The organism is Calditerricola yamamurae, from assembly GCF_054654135.1.
The window spans coordinates 231153-249387 of the sequence record NZ_BAAIFH010000006.1; the positions used below are offsets into that span (position 1 = coordinate 231153).

Consider the following 18235-nt stretch of genomic DNA (forward strand, 5'->3'; position numbering starts at 1 on the left):
AAAACGCGGTCGAGGAGGCGAAGAAAGGCGATGGGCGCCTGGGCACGCCTCGACCCCTTGCATTGGCTGGTGTTGCGGGTGGCTTCCGGGATGGCGGGCGAACGGACGGCCACGGCGGTGTGGCGCGTGCTGGCAGGGCACCGCGGCATCCAGACTGTCCAGGACGTGTGCTGGTACGGGCTGCGCCGATATTACGCCGTGGTGGACGGGACCGAGGGAGAGGCGGTGCGGCGCCGGCTGCGCGAGCTGGTGGCGTGGGGCTACCTTGACGAGGGCGGACGTGCCGACGGCGGCCGCCGTTCCATAACGGTTACGGACGCGGGGGCGCGTGCCCTGCGCGAGGCTCCTGCCGGCGCCGCCGTCGACGCGGTGCTCGTGACATGGGACGGACTGCGCGACGAGCGCGCCTGGCGTGTGCTCTACCCGCGACTGCTGCTTGCGGTGCAGACGCTGTCCCACTTGGTGCGGGGACAAACCGCCTTTGTTCCTGTGGTCCGCGCCATCGATGCCCAGGCATGGGTCCGGGCGCTGCTCGCCGGCCGTTCGGCGGCGAGCTGTGCCGCGCAGCTGCGCGCCGAGCTGGAGCAGGTCCTCGACGGGCTGCCGCCTCGTCTGGCCGACATGCTCGTGGCCTCCTTTTCCGGTTGCGGTCTGAGCGGGGCCACGGCGCAGCAGCTGGCCGCACACGCAGGGGCATCGCCGGTGCTGGTGCGCGCGGCGTTGCGGGTGGCGGTGGCCCGCGTGCAGGAGGCGGCATGGAGGGAACCCAGGCGTTTTCCCTTGCTGCACAACATGGCCGAGCCGCGGCTGTATGAGGGGCTTTCCGCGTCGGCGGAAGCGACGCGCGCCCTCCTCCTGCGCGGACTGGATCCGGAGGAGGTGGCCCGCCGCCGGGGCCTGCGCCTGGCCACGGTGGAAGACCACGTGGTGGAGATCGCCTTGCGCGATCCGACATTTGACATCTTTCGCTTCCTGGACCGCGCCACCCATGAAGCGGTGTGGGCGGCACGGTGCCGACTCGGAACGGTCCGGTTGCGGGCGATCCGCGATGCCCTCGGTGGCACCGTGTCCTATTTTGCCATCCGCCTGGCGCTAACCCGCCCGCCGCGTGCGCGGGCCGGAGGTGAAAGCGTGGCGGTGCCGGCAACACAGTGGGGAATGAGCGGGGGGATGGGGAAAGGGTGAACCGAGCCGACCTGTGCGCGGCGCTGGAGCGCCACTTCGGGTACCGCGCTTTTCGCCCGGGGCAGGCCGAGCTGATCGAGGCCGTGCTCGCCGGCCGGGACGCCCTGGGCGTGCTGGCCACGGGAAGCGGAAAGTCCCTCTGCTACCAGCTGCCGGCGCTGTTGCTGAATGGGGTGTGCGTTGTCGTTTCGCCCCTCATCGCCCTGATGGAGGATCAGGTTGCCGCGCTGCGCGCCCGCGGCTTTCGCGGCGTGACGGCGCTGCACAGCGGGCTGGACCCCGCTGAGCGGCGGCGTCGGGAGGAGCGGCTTTTCGCCGGCGCGTACCGACTGGTGTACGTGTCGCCGGAGCGGCTGGTGCAGCCCGCCTTTGCGCAGCGCCTGGCGCGCGCGGGGGTCTCCCTTTTCGTCGTCGACGAAGCCCACTGCATCTCCCAGTGGGGCCATGAATTCCGACCCGATTACCTGCGCCTCGGCCAGGTGGTTCATGCCTTGGGCCGTCCTCCGACGCTGGCCCTGACGGCCACCGCCCCTCCGCCGGTGCAGGAGGATATTGTCGCCGTGCTGAAGATGCGCGACCCGGTGCGCGTCATCCTGCCGGTTAACCGTGACAATCTGGCCTTTGATTGCGTGCCGGTTGAGGGCGAAGCCCAGAAGCAGGCCGTCCTGGCCGAACGGCTTGCTCGCCTGGCCGGGCCCGGTATCGTGTACGTGGCTACGCGCGAGGCGGCGGAAGCTTTCTGCACGTGGTTTTCCCGCCGCGACGGGCGGCCGGCGGCGTATTTCCACGGCGGCATGCCCGCCGACGAGCGGGCGCGAGTTCTGGAGCAGTTTCGCGCCGGCGAGCTGTTTGTGGTGTTCGCCACCAACGCCTTTGGCATGGGCATCGACAAGCCCGATGTGCGCTTCGTCCTGCACGCCCACGCGCCGGCGTCCCTGGAAGCCTACGTGCAGGAAGCGGGGCGTGCCGGCCGCGACGGCGCGCCGGCCTATGCCTGCCTGCTGTACGACCGGGCCGACCTGGCGTTGCAGCAGCGACTGGTGGTGAGCGAGTATCCCGCCGAAGGCGCCCTGGTTCCGCTTCTGGCCCGTCTGCGCGCGCAAGGGGAAGGTGCCGCATGCCTGGATGAAGTCGACGACCCGGAGATGCGGCATCTCTCCGCGGTGGTGGCCCAGCTGGAGCTGACGGGGGCGATGGCCTACGACCCCGCCACCGGCACGTGGACGTGGCAGGACGCCAAGGCCGATCTGGATGGCCTCGCCAAACAGGTAGCCCGCCGCCTGCGCGCGCGCAGGGCGGACCGCTTGCGGCGCCTTCGCGCGCTGGCGGCTTGGGCGGAGGGCGAGGGCTGTCGGCGCGCCGCGCTGGACCGCTATTTCGGTTCGCCGGGCGGCGAGAAGCCGGCGGCGTGCTGCTGGGCGTGCGGGGTGGACTGGACGGCCTACGCCGATGCGGCCGGTGCGGCATCGTGGGGCAAGGGAACCGCACCGATGGGGTGGCGGCAGCGCCTGGCCCAGCTTTTGCCGGTGACGCCGGCGGCCATGTGATCGCCTCCGTGGTCTGGCTGCGCCGTTTCCGCAAACCGGCTCACCCCGAGCGAACGGCGCGGGGAAAACCGTATCGCAGCGAAGGGAGTGGGAGAATGCGCATGCACAAGATGTGGATTGCCGGTTCCTGGTGCGACAGCGAAGACGGCCGTACCTTTGCGGTGACCGATCCCGCGACGGGCGATGTGATCGGGGAGGTGCCCGATGCCACCGAAGCCGATGTGCGGCGGGCGGTGGAGGCAGCATACCGGGCCTTTCCCGAATGGGCCGGCCTTCCTGCGCGCAAGCGGGCCGACGTACTGCATGCGTGGTACCAGCGCATTCTCGAGCACCAAGAGGACCTTGCCCGCCTGCTGACGCGCGAGCAGGGCAAGCCCCTTGCCGAGGCGCGCGGGGAGATTGCGTATGCCGCGCAGTTTGTCTTGTGGTACGCCGAGGAAGCCAGCCGCGTGTACGGATACACGGTGCCGGCGTCGTCGCCGCGCAAACGCATTCAGGTGCTGCGCCAGCCGGTCGGCGTGGTGGCGGCCATCACACCGTGGAACTTCCCCGCAGCCATGGTGACGCGCAAGGTGGCCCCGGCCCTTGCTGCCGGGTGCACGGTGGTGCTCAAGCCGGCCGAGCAGACACCGCTCACCGCCCTTGCCCTGGCCCGGCTGCTCGACGAGGTGGGCCTGCCCGCCGGCGTGGTAAACGTGGTGACCGGCGAGCCGGAGCGCATCGGCCGCGTGCTCTTGCGGGACGAGCGCGTGCGCAAAATCACCTTTACCGGCTCGACCGAAGTGGGCAAGTACCTGATGCGTGAAGCGGCGGCGCAGGTGAAGCGCATCTCGCTGGAGCTGGGCGGACATGCGCCGTTCCTCATCTTTGACGACGCCGACCTGGATGCGGCGGTCAAGGGCGTGGTGGCGAGCAAGTTCCGCAATGCCGGGCAGACGTGCATCTGCGCCAACCGCATCCTTGTCCACCGCAGCATCTACGACGCGTTTGTGGCGCGCTTTGTCGACGCCGTGCGCAGCCTGAAGGTGGGCCACGGCCTGGAGGAAGGCGTCGACATCGGGCCCCTGGTCGACGAAGCGGCGGTGGAAAAGGTGCTCGCCCAGGTGGCCGACGCGCGGGCCAAGGGCGCATCGGTGGTCGTGGGTGGCCATCGGCTAACCGAGGGGGCCTACGGGCGCGGGCATTTCGTGGCCCCCACGGTGCTCACCGACGTCGATGAGACGATGGCCGTATGGCAGGAGGAGACCTTTGGTCCCGTGGCGCCGGTGGCGGTGTTTGACGACGAAGCCGACGCGATTGCCAGGGCCAACCGTTCCCGGTACGGGTTAGCCGCCTATGTGTACACGCAGAGCTTATCGCGCGCCGTGCGCGTTTCCGAACAATTGGAGTACGGCATCGTCGGGGTAAACGACCCCGTTCCGTCGGTACCCCAGGCCCCCTTTGGCGGATGGAAGGAGTCGGGCATCGGGCGCGAGGGCGGACGCGAGGGCATCGAGGCCTTCCTGGAGACCAAGTACGTATCGTTCGGCATCTAACGGCGACCTCCGGGGTTCTGTTCATGTTGCGGCGACCTCCCCCGCGACAGTGGCTGGGCTGCCCCGGTTGCGCATAAACATGGGAACGATACGAAGCACGTGGGCACCGGCGGGTCGGCTCGACCCGGACCGGGGCAGGGGGAGGAGACCGCATGTACGGGCGTTCGTTTCTCCTCATGATCGGTGGGTGGTTCTTGGGCCGCCTGGCCGACGCGTTTCTCGACGCCGGAGGTCCGGCCGTGACAGCAGCCACGGCGGAAGACTGGTTGGGCGCATGGCTGGTGAACCCTACGCAGCTGACCCTCGGTGTGGCCATCGCCGCGCTGGCCGCGTACCTCATGTTCCGGGCGCTGCGCATGCTGTGGGCGTTGCGGCGGCCCGGCGGTCTTGGCCATCACCTGGCCGTGCTCCTGCTTGCCGGGTTTGCCTGCTTCGTGCTGGCCGTCCAGTTCCAGCGAATGGAGACCACGATGACCGTCGTGTGGAGCTTCCTCGTCTGTGGCCAAATCGTCCGGTCGGTGTCGGTCTTTCGCCAGCGAAAGCGGCTTTCGGACGCGTTTCGCCGCGGCGGGCCACCCCCACGTTAGGGGACCAGGCTCTGCCGCGGCGATCGTTTTCCGCATAACCCGCTGCACGTACGGGTACCGTACCTATCAGCAGAACCTGCTGATCTTCGGGAGGAAAAAGGAGGAACGCCCGTGCGCAACAGCTGGATGCCCTTTGTTGTCGGGAGCGCGCTGGGTCTCGTCTCGGGGCTGGCGATCAGCCAGATCATGCGCCGGTCCAATGGCCAGGACGCGCGCAGCGAAGGCAATGGGCCATCGCACGAAAAGAACGCATTTACCGCAGCCGCCCACTCTGGCGGGATCTCCGAAGAGCGGTCCGCACCGCCGGTTGCCGAATCGAACGGGACGGCTGTCGAACGGGAAATGGATCGGTGGGCGCAAGCGTTTCGGGACGAGAGCCCGGAGGGTCGCCCAATATAAGGAAGAGCGCACCCTGTTTGTGGGGTGCGCTTTTCGTTCCGGGAGTGGTACAATAAACATCTCCGAACCTTTCGATTTTCGCTCTCATAACCTGAAATAGGGGAACCACAGGGGGGTTGGCCATGCGCATCGAGCGGCTGAGCCCGGATAAGATCCGCTTTTTTCTCACCTTTGATGACCTCACGGAGCGCGGCATTGCCAAAGAGGACATCTGGCGAGACATTCCGAAGATATACGACCTGTTCCAGGAGATGATGGAACAGGCGTATCTCGAGCTGGGCTTCGAAGTGACCGGACCGGTGGCCGTGGAAGTTTTCGCGCTCCCCGCACAGGGCATGGTGGTGATCATCACCCGCGGCAAGAACAACGCGGATGTGGTCATCGACGAGGACCAGGGGTACGAGATGCACGTGACAATGGAGGAAAGCGACACGATCGTCTTCGCCTTTCCCGATTTTGATCAAGTGGTGGAGGCGGTCCAGCGCATTCGTCGCTACGTGGATGCCGGGGGGCGACTGTATCATTACGGCCAGCGGTACGTGCTGGCCCTTTCTCCCGCGGATGTGGACGCTGCCGATGTTGACGCCGTGATCGCCATCCTCGCGGAACACGGAGAGCCCTGTGCCGTGACGATGGCGATGCTGGAGGAGTACGGGAAGCCCATTGCTGCGGATCGGGCCATCGAGACGGTGTGGCGCTACTTCGGCGGCTGATCGGACCGGACGCGTGTGCCCTGTGCGGAGCTACAGGCCCGCGAACAGGTCGTCGACGTGGGCGGCTGGCTGGGGGATGCGAGCCCAGGCGAGCAGGAAATGGCTTTTCGTCCGCACATGGGTTGCGTCGCCGCGTGTGGCCCCGGGAAACACCGACTCGACCGACAGATGCTGCGACCGGTGGGCGGCAAGGGCGGCGGCGGCAACGTGGGCGTAGCCCTCGCCGCTGACGGTGGCGGCGAGGGTGTCGTCTGGGTCGGTGAACACGCGCCGGCGCGACGCTTCTGCAGCGGAAGCGGGCAACGTCACGTAGTAGAGGCGCACCACTTCCTCGGGTGTGCCGGGCGCAGTGATTGCGGCATAGGTGGCCTCCTGGATCGCACGGTGATCCGGGTGACCGGAGATGCCGTGGGGCGGGAAGGTGACGACCACCTGGGGACGGAAGGCATCCAGGTATGCTCTGATGGGCGTGGCGAGGTGGTGTCGCGGCACGTCGGCCAGGTGGCCGTCGCGGAACCCGAGGAAGGTGACGCGTTCGATCCCTAGGATCCGACAGGCCTCCCGCACCTCTCGCTCCCGCTGCCAGGCCAACATCACCGGCGTGCACACCGGCGGTGAACCGGGCTTGCCCGCTTCGCCGCGCGTGGCCAAGAGTAGGTGTACGCGGCACCCCTGTTCTCGTACATAGCGCGCCACGACGGCGCCGACGGTAAAGCTTTCGTCGTCCGGATGGGCGAACACGAGAAGCAGCCGTTTTTCCAAGGGTGTCAACTCCTTTCGCGCAGAGGTCGGGTGAAAACGCGCAACCCGGACGCGCCGGATGTGTATAATGGGGGAGAAACCGGCGAAACCCTTACACGCACAGAAAGAGAGAAGGAGTGATCAGAGCGTGGCGGTACGCGTTGTCGTGCTGTACGGTGGCGATACGGCCGAACGGGAAGTCTCGTTGCGGACGGGGCGCGGCATCATGGAGGCGCTGCGGGCCAAGGGCTATGACGTGGTCGGGATTGATTTTCGGCCCACGCGCGAATGCCTGGCCCGGCTGGTCCAGCTTCAGGCTGATGTGGTGTACATTGCCCTTCACGGCCGGTACGGGGAGGATGGGCGGCTGCAGGGTTTCCTCGATTTGCTCGGTGTGCCGTACGTGGGTTCCGGCGTGCTGGCCAGCGCCCTGGCGATGGACAAGGCGCGCACCAAAACCTTGGCGCGGCAGGCGGGGATTCGCGTGGCGCCTGACCGGGTGATCCGGCGGGAAGAGCTGGATCGGGTGACGCCTGCTGCCCTCGCCCACGAACTGGGCTTGCCCCTCGTGATCAAGCCCAACCGGGAAGGGTCAACGGTCGGGCTCACGGTCGCCCAGCGGGAGGAGGAGATTGGCTCCGGCCTGGAGCAGGCCGCCCGCTATGACGACACCATTCTGGTGGAGACCTTTGTGCCGGGTGTAGAAGTGACGGTGGGCGTGCTCGGCGACGAGCAGCCGGTGGCGCTGCCGGTCATCGAAATTGTACCACGCAGGAACTTTTACTATGATTACGAATCGAAATACGCACCGGGGGGAAGCGAACACATCATTCCGGCGCGCATAACGCCGGAAGCCGAACGGAAGGTGCGGGAGTGGGCGGTGGAAGCCTACCGCCTGCTCGGTTGCCAAAACTATGCCCGCGTCGATTTCATCGTGCCAAAGGATGGAAGCGATCCGGTGCTGCTGGAGGTGAACACGCTCCCCGGCATGACGGAAACAAGCCTCTTTCCAGACGCGGCGCGGGCGTACGGGTTGTCGTACCCGGACATGGTGGACCGTCTCATCCAGCTGGCCCTGCACAAGCCGCGGGAGTGACGGCCATGGCCCCCAACGTGGCCGGATCTTTCTTAATCGGTCTTCTGTATGGGGTGGGCATCGAGCGAGGGGGATTGTCCCCCCTGGCGTACACGGCGCTGGTGGGCGGGTTCTTAGGCTCCTTCACCACCTTTTCGTCCTTCAGCCTGGAAATCCTGCGTCTGGCGGCCGGCGGGCATGCGGCGCTCGCCTTCGGATATGCCGTCGGGAGTGTCGTCACCGGCGTGGCGGCGGCATGGATGGGGCTGTGGGTGGGACGAATGGGATAGGAGGATGTCCGCTCTTTTCCTTCTCCTCTACCCGGTGTATACTGGTATGGTGAAGGGACTGCCATGATCATGAATTGAGGTGGTTGGCCAATGGGCAACAGCGTAGCGAAAGAGAAGGAGAGGAGTACGGAGCAACAGGACGCGGAAAAAGCGGGAGCAGAACTGCTGGCTTCGACGCAGCGCGTGATCAAAGAAGCGCTGGACAAGCTCGGGTATCCCGAGCAGGTATATGAGCTATTGAAGGAACCGATCCGCGTGCTGACCGTGCGCATTCCCGTGCGGATGGACGACGGATCGGTGAAAGTATTTACGGGCTACCGTGCCCAGCACAATGACGCGGTCGGTCCCACCAAGGGGGGCGTCCGCTTTCATCCCGATGTCACCTTGGACGAAGTGAAAGCGCTCTCCATCTGGATGAGCATCAAGTGCGGCATCATGGACCTTCCGTACGGCGGCGGAAAGGGCGGGATCAAATGCGACCCGCGGAAAATGTCGTTCCGGGAGTTGGAGCGCCTCAGCCGCGGGTATGTGCGGGCCATCAGCCAGATCGTCGGTCCGACGAAAGACATTCCGGCGCCGGATGTGTTTACGAACTCGCAAATCATGGCCTGGATGATGGACGAGTACAGCCGCATTCGCGAATTTGACAGCCCTGCTTTCATCACCGGCAAGCCCCTGGTGCTCGGCGGGTCGCGCGGCCGGGAGACCGCCACGGCCAAGGGCGTCAGCATCTGCATCCGCGAGGCGGCGAAGAAGCGCGGCATCAAGCTGGAAGGGGCGCGCGTCATCGTCCAGGGCTTTGGCAACGCCGGCGGTTACCTGGCCAAGTTCATGCACGACGCCGGTGCCAAGGTGATCGCCATTTCCGATGCCTACGGGGCGCTGTATGACCCGAACGGCCTTGATATCGATTATCTCCTGGATCGTCGCGACTCCTTCGGAACGGTGACGCCCCTGTTTAAAGATACGATCACCAACAAGGAAATGCTCGAGCTGGAGTGCGACATCTTGGTGCCGGCGGCGGTGGAGAACCAAATCACCAAGGAAAACGCCCACAACATCAAGGCCAAGATCGTCGTCGAGGCGGCCAACGGCCCGACGACCTACGAGGCGACGAAGATCCTCACCGATCGCGGCATCCTCCTCGTGCCTGACGTGCTGGCCAGCGCCGGCGGCGTCACCGTTTCCTACTTCGAGTGGGTGCAGAACAACCAGGGCTATTACTGGAGCGAGGAAGAAGTGGAGCGCAAGCTGGAGGAGATGATGGTGCGCGCCTTCGAGAACGTGTACCAGACGGCGCAGTCGCGTAAGGTGGACATGCGCCTGGCCGCGTACATGGTGGGTGTGCGCAAGATGGCCGAAGCGGCGCGCTTTCGCGGCTGGGTATAAGGCGGACAGCAGGGGGACGCTCCCTGTCCGGAGGCGGACAGGGAGCGTGTTTTTTTCCGACGGCCGTTACGCGCCACGCGCGGCCCCGAACGAAAAAACCCCCGGCGCGGGGAAGACCCCGCCGGGGGTTTCCACGTTTTCCGCGGCGGCGTTTAGGCCACCGGCATGTTGGCCTTGTCGTCGCGGAGGAGCTGGCGCAGCACCGTCTGCAGGATGCCACCGTTGCGGTAGTAGTCGATCTCCACCGTGCTATCGAGGCGGACAATAACCTCGAAGGTGAAGGAGGTGCCGTCAGGCCGCGTCGCCTTCACCGTCAGGCGCTGGCCGGGTTGGATATTGTTGTCCAGGCCGAGGATGTCGAAGGTTTCCTCGCCGGTGATGCCCAGCGACTTCCACGACGCGCCGTCGGCGAACTGCAGCGGCAGCACGCCCATGCCGACGAGGTTGGAGCGGTGGATGCGCTCGAAGCTCTCGGCGATGACGGCCTTGACGCCGAGGAGGTACGTGCCCTTGGCCGCCCAGTCGCGGGAGCTGCCCGTCCCGTATTCCTTGCCGGCCAGGACGATGAGCGGGGTGCCCGCTTCCTGGTACTTCATCGCCGCATCGTAGATCGGCAGCACCTCGCCGGTGGGCAGGTACTTGGTGTAACCACCCTCCACGCCGGGCACCATGGCATTGCGGATGCGGATGTTGGCGAAGGTGCCGCGCATCATCACCTCATGGTTGCCGCGGCGGGAACCGTAGGAGTTGAAGTCCTCCCGTTTCACCCCGCGCTCGAGCAGGTACTTGCCGGCCGGGCTGTCCGGCTTGATGCTGCCGGCGGGGGAGATGTGGTCGGTGGTCACCGAGTCGCCCAGAAGCGCCAGCGCCTTCGCGCCGCGAATCTCCTCGATGGCGCCGACCTCCTCCGTGAGGTTGGTGAAGAAGGGCGGCTCCTGAATGTACGTGGAGTTCGGGTCGAACTCGTAAAGAAGGCCCTCCGGCGTCGGGATGGCGTTCCAGCGCGCGTTGCCGGTAAAGACGTTGGCGTACTGCTGCCGGAACAGCTCGGGATCCATGGCCTTTTTCATCGCATCCTGCAGCTCTTCCGGCGTCGGCCAAATATCCTTCAGGTACACCGGCTGGCCGTCCTTGCCGATGCCGATCGGGTCCTTGGTCAGGTCGATGTCCACCGTACCGGCTAGGGCATAGGCGATGACCAGCGGCGGGGAAGCAAGGTAGTTGGCCTTCACCAACGGGTGGATGCGCCCCTCGAAGTTGCGGTTCCCCGAGAGCACCGCCGCCACGGTGAGGTCGTTGTCGGCGATGGCCTGGGCCACTTCCTCGGGCAGCGGACCGCTGTTGCCGATACAGGTGGCGCATCCGTATCCGGCGACGTGGAAGCCCAGTTCCTCCAGGGCGTCCATCAGACCGGCGTTGATCAGGTATTGCGTCACGACGCGGGAACCCGGCGTCAGGCTGCTCTTAACGTACGGCGGTTTTTTGAGCCCGCGCTCGACGGCTTTCTTGGCCAGGATACCGGCGCCGAGCATCACGCCCGGGTTGGAGGTGTTCGTGCAGCTGGTGATCGCGGCGATGACGACGGATCCGGTCTTGAGTGTCGATTTCTCGCCGTTGGGGTGGGTGATCTCCACCGCCTTGCCGATCTCGCTCTCGCTGAGGCCGAAGCCGCCCTTGTCCAGCGGAGCGCGTAGCGTCTCGTTGAACGCCTCCTTCATCCGCGTCAGTTCCACGCGGTCCTGCGGGCGCTTCGGACCGGCCAGGCTGGGCACCACCGTCGACAGGTCGAGCTCGATCGTGTCGGAGAAGATGGGTTCCGGCGCGTCGTCGGTGCGGAACATGCCCTGGGCCTTGTAGTAGGCTTCGACGAGCTGGACGAGTTCCTCGCTGCGACCGGTCAGGCGCAGGTAGTTGAGGGTCTCGTCGTCGACGGGGAAGAAGCCCATCGTTGCCCCGTATTCCGGCGCCATGTTGGCCACCGTGGCGCGGTCGGCCAGCGTGAGCGTCGAGACGCCCGGACCGTAGAACTCGACGAACTTGCCGACGACACCCTTCTTGCGCAACATCTGCGTCACGGTGAGGGCGAGGTCCGTGGCCGTGGCCCCCTCTGCGAGGCGGCCGGTCAGCTTGAAGCCCACCACTTCCGGGATCACAAAATACAGCGGCTGCCCGAGCATGCCGGCCTCGGCCTCAATGCCGCCGACGCCCCAGCCCAGCACGCCCAAGCCGTTGATCATCGTGGTGTGCGAGTCGGTGCCGACGAGGGAGTCGGGGAAGACAACCGTCTCGCCGTTTTCCGTCTTCGTCGCCGCGACGGTGGCCAAGTACTCCAGGTTCACCTGGTGGACGATTCCCGTCGCCGGCGGGACGACGCGGAAGTTGTCAAAGGCCTTCTGGGCCCAGCGCAGGAAACGGTAGCGCTCCTCGTTGCGCGCAAATTCCAGCTCCATGTTGCGCTCGAGGGCGTCCTTGCTGCCAAAGGTGTCGACCATCACCGAGTGGTCGATGACGAGGTCCACCGGCACCAGCGGATTGATGCGTTTCGGGTCGCCGCCCATCTTCTGGACCGCGCTGCGCATCGCCGCCAGGTCGACGACGGCGGGAACCCCCGTGAAGTCCTGCAGGATGATGCGCGCCGGCTTAAACGGCACTTCTTGCTTGTTCTTGTGAGCTTCCGGCCAGTTGGCCAACTGCTTGACGTGGTCGGCCGTAATGGCGCGCCCGTCAAACTGGCGTACGGCCCCCTCCAAGAGTACCTTGATGGAGTAGGGCAGGCGTGAAACGGGGCCGTATCCTTGCTCTTCAAGACCCTGGATGCGGTAGTACGTGTAGGTCTTCCCGCCCACCTCCAGGGTGGCCCGTACGTTGAACGGATCCTTTGCGGCCATCTTCGGCACTCCCTCCTTTGCAATCTGGATTCGCGGGCGGATGAGGTTTCATTCTATGAAACCAGGTTTCTCCACCTGGCACCATTATATCGCATCAGCGCCGGCACGTCATCTCTATTTTGGATGGCCGAAAGTCACGTTACCCTGCCGGCACGCTTTACGGAAGACGGCCTGTCCAGTACAATGGTTACCGAAGGGCGTTTCATATAGTGGAACATTCCAGGTCCGCCGATTTCTCCAAACGGAATGGGGTCGTCGCCATGGAAGGGCACAAGCTGACCGTTCGCGCGGTTGAACGGGCCCTGGACATATTGCTTGCGTTCTCCGAAGCGAAGGAGCTGAGCTTGACGGAGATCGCCAAACGGGTGGCGCTCAACAAGAGCACGGTGCATCGTTTGCTGAACACCCTCGAAGAGAAAGGCTTCGTCATGCGCGACAGCGTGACGGAAAAGTACCGTCTCGGCTACAGCGTGTGGGAGCTGGCAGGCAATTTGATGCTGCCCCATGATCCGGCGGTGCTGTTCCTGCCGGAGATGGAGCGGCTGCGTGACCTGCTCGACGAAACGGTTAGCCTGTACGTGCGCGACGGGAAGCACCGCGTGCGCGTGCAGGCCGTGGAAAGCCAGCAAACGATTCGCCGGGTGGCACCCATCGGGGTGCGCCTGCCGCTTTCCGTCGGTGCTTCGAGCAAGGTACTGGTGGCGTATGCCGACCCCCAAACCCGGGCGAAGATCCTCGCCGATCCGGACTGGCCGCCGCAGGTGGACAAAAACGCCTACCTGCGCCAGCTGGAGACCATCCGCGCTCTCGGCTACGCCACCAGCGTCGAGGAACGGGAGGCGGGTACGGCGGCGGTGGCGGCACCGATCTTCAGCCGTTCGGGACGCCTGGTTGCCGCCTTGTCCGTCTCCGGCCCCGCCAGTCGGCTGACCCTCGAAAAGATGAAGGAAATTGCCCCGTACGTCATCGACGCGACCAAGCGGATGGGACGGCTCGTCCCGTAACCCTACCGGCGGAACCATTCCCGCAGCCGGTTCATGTCGCGGCTGAAGGGAAGCGCCACCATCAGCTTGATCCGCGCCTTTTGCCCGTTGAGCCGCCCGGAAGACAGGATGACCCCTAGCTCATCCAGCTGGCGGCCGCCGCCTTCGTATCCGTACACCGGCAAAACCATGCCGTTGTAGCAGCGGGAGACAAGGACGACGGGAATGCGCGCCGTGAGCAGCCGGCGTACGCCGGGCACCATGGCCGGCGGCAGGTTGCCCAGGCCGAGGGCTTCGATAACCACGCCGTCGACCCCGCGGTCGGCGCATGCTTGCAGGAAGAAATCGTCCGTTCCGGCGGCGGCTTTCACCAGGGCAACGTTCTCGGCGAGGGTGTCGACGGGGAAATGCTCCCGTACAAGCGGCGCATGGTGGTAGAATATGTCGGTATGGGTGACCGTCCCGACGGGGCCGTGTAGGGGCGACTGGAAGGTGGCCACGTTAGCACTGTGCGTTTTCGTTACATAACGGGCAGCGTGGATCTCGTCGTTGAACACCACCAGGACGCCCTTGCCGCGGCTATCGGGATGGGCGGCGACCCGCACGGCGGCAAGCAAATTGACGGGCCCGTCAGCTCCCAACTCGTCGCTGGCGCGCATGGCTCCGGTCACGACGATGGGCTTGTCCGTCTTGACCACCAGGTCGAGCAGGAAGGCGGTCTCTTCCAGCGTGTCCGTACCGTGCGTAATCACGACGCCGTGAACGTCGTCCCGCGCCACGGCCGCCCGCACCCGCCGGGCTACGTCCAGCATGTGGTGCGGCGTCATGTGGGGCGACGGGATGTTCAAATAGTCGTCCATCGTGATGCGCGCGTGCCGCTCGAGGTAGGGGAGCAGAGCGGAAAAGGGAAGCTTGTTGGTCGGCACCACGCCTTTTCCTTCCTCGGCGCGCATGGCGATGGTGCCGCCGGTGTTGATGACCACAACGTGAGGGCGGTTCACGGGAATCGCCTCCTTTTTGTCTGTCTTTTCCCTGCCTGTTTTCTCCATTGCGCACAAACAACCCAACATCCCCGTTAAGGAAAGGGGGAAGTAGAGATGGCCAAAGCAAAACCCGAACCGCTCGTTTTAAAACCGCCGGTAAGCGGAAATCCTAAAGTGGACAAGGGGGAGACCTCGGTGAAGACCAATCGCTATAAGGTTGTGATCCGATGCCGTCAATGCGGTGAGCGGTTTATCCTGCGTGGACGCATGACGAAGGAAGGCAAGGTGGAAACCGGTTTTCGCCAGTGCCTCTGCGACAACGACAGCGATTTCGACATTCGCATCGAAGAACTGTAGAGCTGTCCAACAAGACTGCAGGGAGAACGCCGGGACGTATAGTCCCGGCTCAGCGTGTAGACAAAGTACCGGGAGGTACAAGGTCTACACGCTTTTTTGTCGAATAGAGTTCTTATCCCATCATGCAGAGGTGGCCACATGCTGAGAAAACAATCGGCCGAAGGCCGTTACCAGCTTACCGTTGTTTCGTTGGACGAATTGGTGCCTCAGGATCACCTGGTTCGCAAAATCGAAAACGCCATCGACTTCTCGTTTATCTACGAACTAGTGGAAGATCGTTACTGCCCAGACAACGGAAGACCCAGCATCGATCCCGTTGTCCTCATCAAAATGGTGCTCATCCAGTATCTGTTCGGCATCCGTTCCATGCGTCAAACCATCAAAGAAATCGAAACCAATCTCGCCTACCGGTGGTTTCTGGGATACGATCTCACCCAGCCCATCCCCCATTTCACGACGTTTGGCAAAAACTATGTCCGCCGATTCAAGGGTACTGACCTCTTTGAAAGGATCTTCACGCGCATTCTTGAAGAAGCCTGCCATCATGGGCTGGTCGACCCTTCCGTGTTGTATATCGATTCCACCCATGTCAAAGCCAACGCCAACAAGAGAAAATTCATCAAGCGGCTTGTCCAGGAAGAAGGCAAGAAATATCAAGAACTTCTCGAAGAGGAAATCAACCAGGACCGCGAAGCGCACGGGAAAAAGCCGTTGCCAAAAAAGTCTAAAGCCGTCTGGAAGGAGGTGAAAAAAAGCACCACCGATCCGGACAGCGGCTGGTTTGTCAAAAACGAAAAGGAACAGACGTTCGCTTACTCCTTCCATGCGGCCAGCGACCAAAACGGCTTTGTCGTCAGTGCCGTCGTCACGGCCGCCAACGTTCATGACAGTCAGGTTTTCCCGGATGTGTTCGAGCAAGCTGTCAAGCACGTCGGAAAACCCAGCGCTGTCGCGGTGGATGCAGGGTATAAAACACCCTATATCAGCAAGTACCTCTTGGACCAACAGGTCCGTCCGGTCATGCCGTATACCCGTCCCCACACAAAAGACGGAAGGTATCGAAAGCAGGATTACGTGTACGATGAGTACTACGATTGCTATCTTTGTCCTGCCGGACAAGTGCTTACCTACGAAACCACGACCCGTGAGGGTTACCGAATCTACCGTTCCGATGCCACGACCTGTCGATCTTGTTCATTCCGCTCCCAGTGCACAGAAAGCCACGACGCGGTTAAGCGTGTGAGCCGCCATATCTGGGCCCATTACATGGAAGAAGTGGAGCACTTGCGCCATACAGAAGTGAATAAACGCCTATATGCACGCCGAAAGGAAACGATTGAGCGTGTATTTGCGGATCTCAAGGAGAAGCATGGCTTGCGTTGGACCACTTTACGTGGGTTGGAAAAAGTGACAATGCAGGCGATGCTTGTTTTTGCTTGTATGAATTTAAAAAAGCTGGCGAATTGGTTATGGAGGTTAGGAAAAACAGAGCGCCATGCCCTTAATTTCTGTATCCTTTTTGCTCACAGACGACAAAAAACTCCCTCGGCTGCGTTGGCACCGAGGGAGTTTGTCTGCAGTCTGCGCCGGGACGTATAGTCCCGGCTTTTTTCGTGGCCGCGCCCGCATAAACGCGCCGAACGCGCCGCAGACTACTGGACAGCACGCACCGCGATCCAACGATGGGCAGGTGATGCGAAATCGTGCGCAACTGGAAACGCTGGGGGATGCGGGCACTCCTTTGCGGGATGGTCATGGCCCTGGCCGCATTGTCCATGGGGGATAGGCCGGCCAAGGCGGTTCCTAATCTCTCCCAGAACGACATCAACCTCATGGCACGTGCGGTGTATGGGGAGGCGCGTGGCGAACCGTATATCGGCCAGGTGGCCGTTGCCGCTGTCATTCTCAATCGCCTGGAAAGCCCTTCGTTCCCCAACACCATCTCCGGAATCCTGTTTGAACCCGGTGCGTTTACCTGTGTGGCGGACGGACAGATTTGGTTGACGCCGAACCAGACGGCTTACAAAGCGGTGCGGGATGCCCTGAACGGATGGGACCCGACGGGCGGGGCTCTTTACTATTTTAACCCCGCAACGGCTACGTCAAAGTGGATTTGGTCGCGTCCGCAGCTCAAGCGGATCGGCAAACACATTTTCTGTAAGTGACGAAGGGGGACGACGCCATGTACCGTCGCATCGCCGCCGTACTGTTTCCGGTTCTGCTGTTGGCCCTGGTTGGCGCCGGGTATTGGGGGTACCAGGAACACCAGGAGAAGAACGCCATCCTGATCAAGACGGAAAACCAGTACCAGCGCGCCTTCCACGAGCTGAACAACCACATCGACCAGCTGCGCAGCGAACTGGGCAAAGTGCTGGCGGTCAACTCCCGGCGCGGGGTGGCGCAGACGTTGTCCAATGTGTGGCGGCTCGCGTATGCCGCGCAAGAGGACGTGGGACAACTGCCGCTGACCCTGATGCCGTTTAACAAGACGGAAGAGTTTTTGTCGAAGATCGGCAATTTCGCCTACCAGACGGCCATCCGCGATCTCACGAAGGAGCCGCTGACCCCGCAGGAGCAAAAAACGCTGGAGACGCTGTACAAGCAAGCCACGGAGATCCAGCGTGAACTGAACAAGGTGCAGACGGCGATCTTGGAACGGCAGCTTCGGTGGATGGATGTGGAGCTTGCCCTGGCCTCCGAAGACAAGCAGATGGACAACACGATCATCGACGGGCTCCGCACCGTAGACGATCGGGTGCGCCAGTACGGAGAACTGGATTTTGGGGTCGAAGCGGCATACGAAGGCGAGTTCGACAAAAACGAACTCGACAAGCGGTGGGGGCAACCGATCACGGCAGAGGAAGCCAAGAAACGGGCCCTGGCGTTCTTGGGGGTGCGACCGGACGCCAATCTGAAGGTACGGGTGGTGGAGAACAAGAGGGGCGTCGAATACCGCTCCTACAGCGTGGCCATTCGCCGTCCCGGCGACAAGGCGGACCAGGATGTCAACGTCGACGTCACCTATCGGGGGGGCCACGTGCTGTGGATGCTGGATAACCGGCCCGTCGACAAACCGCGTCTCACCCTCGACCAGGGCCTTGACAAGGCGACGGCCTTTTTGAAACAGCGGGGACTGTCGAACATGGAGGCGATGGAGGTCTCGCAATACGACGGGGTCGGCGTGTACAAGTTCGTCGCCACGCAGAACGGGGTGCGGCTCTACCCGGATGCCGTGGCCGTGCAGGTGGCCTTGGACAGCGGCCGCATCGTCGGGTACAGTGCGGAAAGCTACCTGCGCCACCACCGCCCGCGCACCCTTCCCGCGCCCGGGTTGACCGAAGCCCAGGCTCGCCGGCACCTCAACGGCCATGTGCGCGTCGAGGACGCGGGGCTGGCCCTCATCAAGAACGACACGGGGCGCGAGGTGCTGTGCTACGAATTCCTGGTCCGGAACGGTCAGGACCGCTACCGGATCTTCCTGAACGCCCAAACGGGCGAGGAGGAGAAGATCGAAGACATTCCTGCCGCCGCCACACCGCGGTAACGCGACGGCAGAAGCAGCG

At 63.8% G+C, this 18235-nt stretch carries 15 protein-coding genes and 2 pseudogenes; 14 read left to right on the forward strand and 3 right to left on the reverse strand.

What is annotated here, in order from left to right; genetic code table 11:
- Positions 1-30 precede the first annotated feature (30 nt).
- The 6 genes from ACYQ0Z_RS07455 to ACYQ0Z_RS07480 all read left to right on the forward strand — a co-directional run bounded on the left by ACYQ0Z_RS07455 (position 31) and on the right by ACYQ0Z_RS07480 (position 5966).
- Entirely contained in the window at positions 31-1185 is a 1155-nt protein-coding gene (locus ACYQ0Z_RS07455) for a YpbB family protein (protein WP_459866142.1), read from the forward strand.
- Complete coding sequence (locus tag ACYQ0Z_RS07460) at positions 1182-2732, forward strand: RecQ family ATP-dependent DNA helicase (RefSeq protein ID WP_459866145.1); 1551 nt, start codon at positions 1182-1184, stop codon at positions 2730-2732. Before ACYQ0Z_RS07455 ends, ACYQ0Z_RS07460 begins: the two co-directional genes overlap by 4 nt.
- 95 nt (positions 2733-2827) lie before the next feature.
- Positions 2828-4267: an NAD-dependent succinate-semialdehyde dehydrogenase gene (locus ACYQ0Z_RS07465; RefSeq protein ID WP_459866148.1), complete on the forward strand. Its 1440-nt coding sequence runs from the start codon at positions 2828-2830 to the stop codon at positions 4265-4267.
- Positions 4268-4419: 152 nt separating this feature from the next.
- Positions 4420-4854: a hypothetical protein gene (locus tag ACYQ0Z_RS07470; protein ID WP_459866151.1), complete on the forward strand. Its 435-nt coding sequence runs from the start codon at positions 4420-4422 to the stop codon at positions 4852-4854.
- Positions 4855-4965: 111 nt separating this feature from the next.
- Positions 4966-5253 carry a hypothetical protein gene (locus ACYQ0Z_RS07475; protein ID WP_459866154.1) on the forward strand — a complete coding sequence of 96 codons (288 nt, stop codon included), beginning with the start codon at positions 4966-4968 and terminating at the stop codon, positions 5251-5253.
- A 122-nt stretch (positions 5254-5375) separates the two neighbouring features.
- Positions 5376-5966, forward strand: a complete 591-nt coding sequence (locus ACYQ0Z_RS07480; RefSeq protein ID WP_459866157.1) for a genetic competence negative regulator — start codon at positions 5376-5378, stop codon at positions 5964-5966.
- Between the two features lie 30 nt (positions 5967-5996).
- Here ACYQ0Z_RS07480 and ACYQ0Z_RS07485 read toward each other — a convergent pair whose 3' ends face one another.
- Entirely contained in the window at positions 5997-6728 is a 732-nt protein-coding gene (locus ACYQ0Z_RS07485) for a PIG-L deacetylase family protein (protein ID WP_459866160.1), read from the reverse strand.
- 127 nt (positions 6729-6855) lie between these two features.
- Here ACYQ0Z_RS07485 and ACYQ0Z_RS07490 point away from each other — a divergent pair, with 127 nt between their 5' ends.
- The 3 genes and pseudogenes from ACYQ0Z_RS07490 (at position 6856) to ACYQ0Z_RS07500 (ending at position 9461) form a co-directional block, all read left to right on the forward strand.
- Positions 6856-7803: a D-alanine--D-alanine ligase family protein gene (locus ACYQ0Z_RS07490; protein ID WP_459866163.1), complete on the forward strand. Its 948-nt coding sequence runs from the start codon at positions 6856-6858 to the stop codon at positions 7801-7803.
- Positions 7785-8072: pseudogene (locus tag ACYQ0Z_RS07495) on the forward strand (fluoride efflux transporter FluC); the annotation flags it as partial. The gene ACYQ0Z_RS07490 and the pseudogene ACYQ0Z_RS07495, both read left to right, overlap by 19 nt.
- Positions 8073-8162: 90 nt before the next feature.
- Positions 8163-9461 (forward strand): Glu/Leu/Phe/Val family dehydrogenase, encoded by a 1299-nt coding sequence (locus ACYQ0Z_RS07500; protein ID WP_459866166.1) that lies wholly within the window; start codon positions 8163-8165, stop codon positions 9459-9461.
- Between the two features lie 152 nt (positions 9462-9613).
- Here ACYQ0Z_RS07500 and acnA read toward each other — a convergent pair whose 3' ends face one another.
- Positions 9614-12349 (reverse strand): aconitate hydratase AcnA, encoded by a 2736-nt coding sequence (gene acnA / locus ACYQ0Z_RS07505; RefSeq protein WP_459866169.1) that lies wholly within the window; start codon positions 12347-12349, stop codon positions 9614-9616.
- Positions 12350-12609: 260 nt separating this feature from the next.
- Between acnA and ACYQ0Z_RS07510 the strand changes: the two genes are divergently transcribed.
- Entirely contained in the window at positions 12610-13353 is a 744-nt protein-coding gene (locus tag ACYQ0Z_RS07510) for an IclR family transcriptional regulator (RefSeq protein ID WP_459866172.1), read from the forward strand.
- Between the two features lie 2 nt (positions 13354-13355).
- Here ACYQ0Z_RS07510 and ACYQ0Z_RS07515 read toward each other — a convergent pair whose 3' ends face one another.
- Positions 13356-14333 (reverse strand): asparaginase, encoded by a 978-nt coding sequence (locus ACYQ0Z_RS07515; RefSeq protein ID WP_459866175.1) that lies wholly within the window; start codon positions 14331-14333, stop codon positions 13356-13358.
- A gap of 96 nt (positions 14334-14429) precedes the next feature.
- Between ACYQ0Z_RS07515 and ACYQ0Z_RS07520 the strand changes: the two genes are divergently transcribed.
- From ACYQ0Z_RS07520 to ypeB, 4 genes and pseudogenes are all read left to right on the forward strand, one after another.
- Complete coding sequence (locus ACYQ0Z_RS07520) at positions 14430-14672, forward strand: hypothetical protein (protein WP_459866178.1); 243 nt, start codon at positions 14430-14432, stop codon at positions 14670-14672.
- A 138-nt stretch (positions 14673-14810) separates the two neighbouring features.
- Positions 14811-16271 (forward strand): IS1182 family transposase, encoded by a 1461-nt coding sequence (locus ACYQ0Z_RS07525; protein WP_459866181.1) that lies wholly within the window; start codon positions 14811-14813, stop codon positions 16269-16271.
- Positions 16272-16471: 200 nt separating this feature from the next.
- Positions 16472-16837: pseudogene (locus tag ACYQ0Z_RS07530) on the forward strand (cell wall hydrolase); the annotation flags it as partial.
- Positions 16838-16854: 17 nt separating this feature from the next.
- Entirely contained in the window at positions 16855-18216 is a 1362-nt protein-coding gene (gene ypeB / locus ACYQ0Z_RS07535) for a germination protein YpeB (RefSeq protein ID WP_459866184.1), read from the forward strand.
- Positions 18217-18235 lie beyond the last annotated feature (19 nt).

What these genes read in the sequence shown, in the direction of transcription:
- ACYQ0Z_RS07455 (WP_459866142.1), top strand. Translation starts at nt 31, where the DNA reads ATGGGCGCCTGGGCACGCCTCGACCCCTTGCATTGGCTGGTGTTGCGG.
- ACYQ0Z_RS07520 (WP_459866178.1), top strand. Translation starts at nt 14,430, where the DNA reads ATGGCCAAAGCAAAACCCGAACCGCTCGTTTTAAAACCGCCGGTAAGC.
- ACYQ0Z_RS07500 (WP_459866166.1), top strand. Translation starts at nt 8,163, where the DNA reads ATGGGCAACAGCGTAGCGAAAGAGAAGGAGAGGAGTACGGAGCAACAG.
- ACYQ0Z_RS07480 (WP_459866157.1), top strand. Translation starts at nt 5,376, where the DNA reads ATGCGCATCGAGCGGCTGAGCCCGGATAAGATCCGCTTTTTTCTCACC.
- ACYQ0Z_RS07510 (WP_459866172.1), top strand. Translation starts at nt 12,610, where the DNA reads ATGGAAGGGCACAAGCTGACCGTTCGCGCGGTTGAACGGGCCCTGGAC.
- ACYQ0Z_RS07525 (WP_459866181.1), top strand. Translation starts at nt 14,811, where the DNA reads ATGCTGAGAAAACAATCGGCCGAAGGCCGTTACCAGCTTACCGTTGTT.
- acnA (WP_459866169.1), bottom strand. Translation starts at nt 12,349, where the DNA reads ATGGCCGCAAAGGATCCGTTCAACGTACGGGCCACCCTGGAGGTGGGC.
- ACYQ0Z_RS07465 (WP_459866148.1), top strand. Translation starts at nt 2,828, where the DNA reads ATGCGCATGCACAAGATGTGGATTGCCGGTTCCTGGTGCGACAGCGAA.
- ypeB (WP_459866184.1), top strand. Translation starts at nt 16,855, where the DNA reads ATGTACCGTCGCATCGCCGCCGTACTGTTTCCGGTTCTGCTGTTGGCC.
- ACYQ0Z_RS07470 (WP_459866151.1), top strand. Translation starts at nt 4,420, where the DNA reads ATGTACGGGCGTTCGTTTCTCCTCATGATCGGTGGGTGGTTCTTGGGC.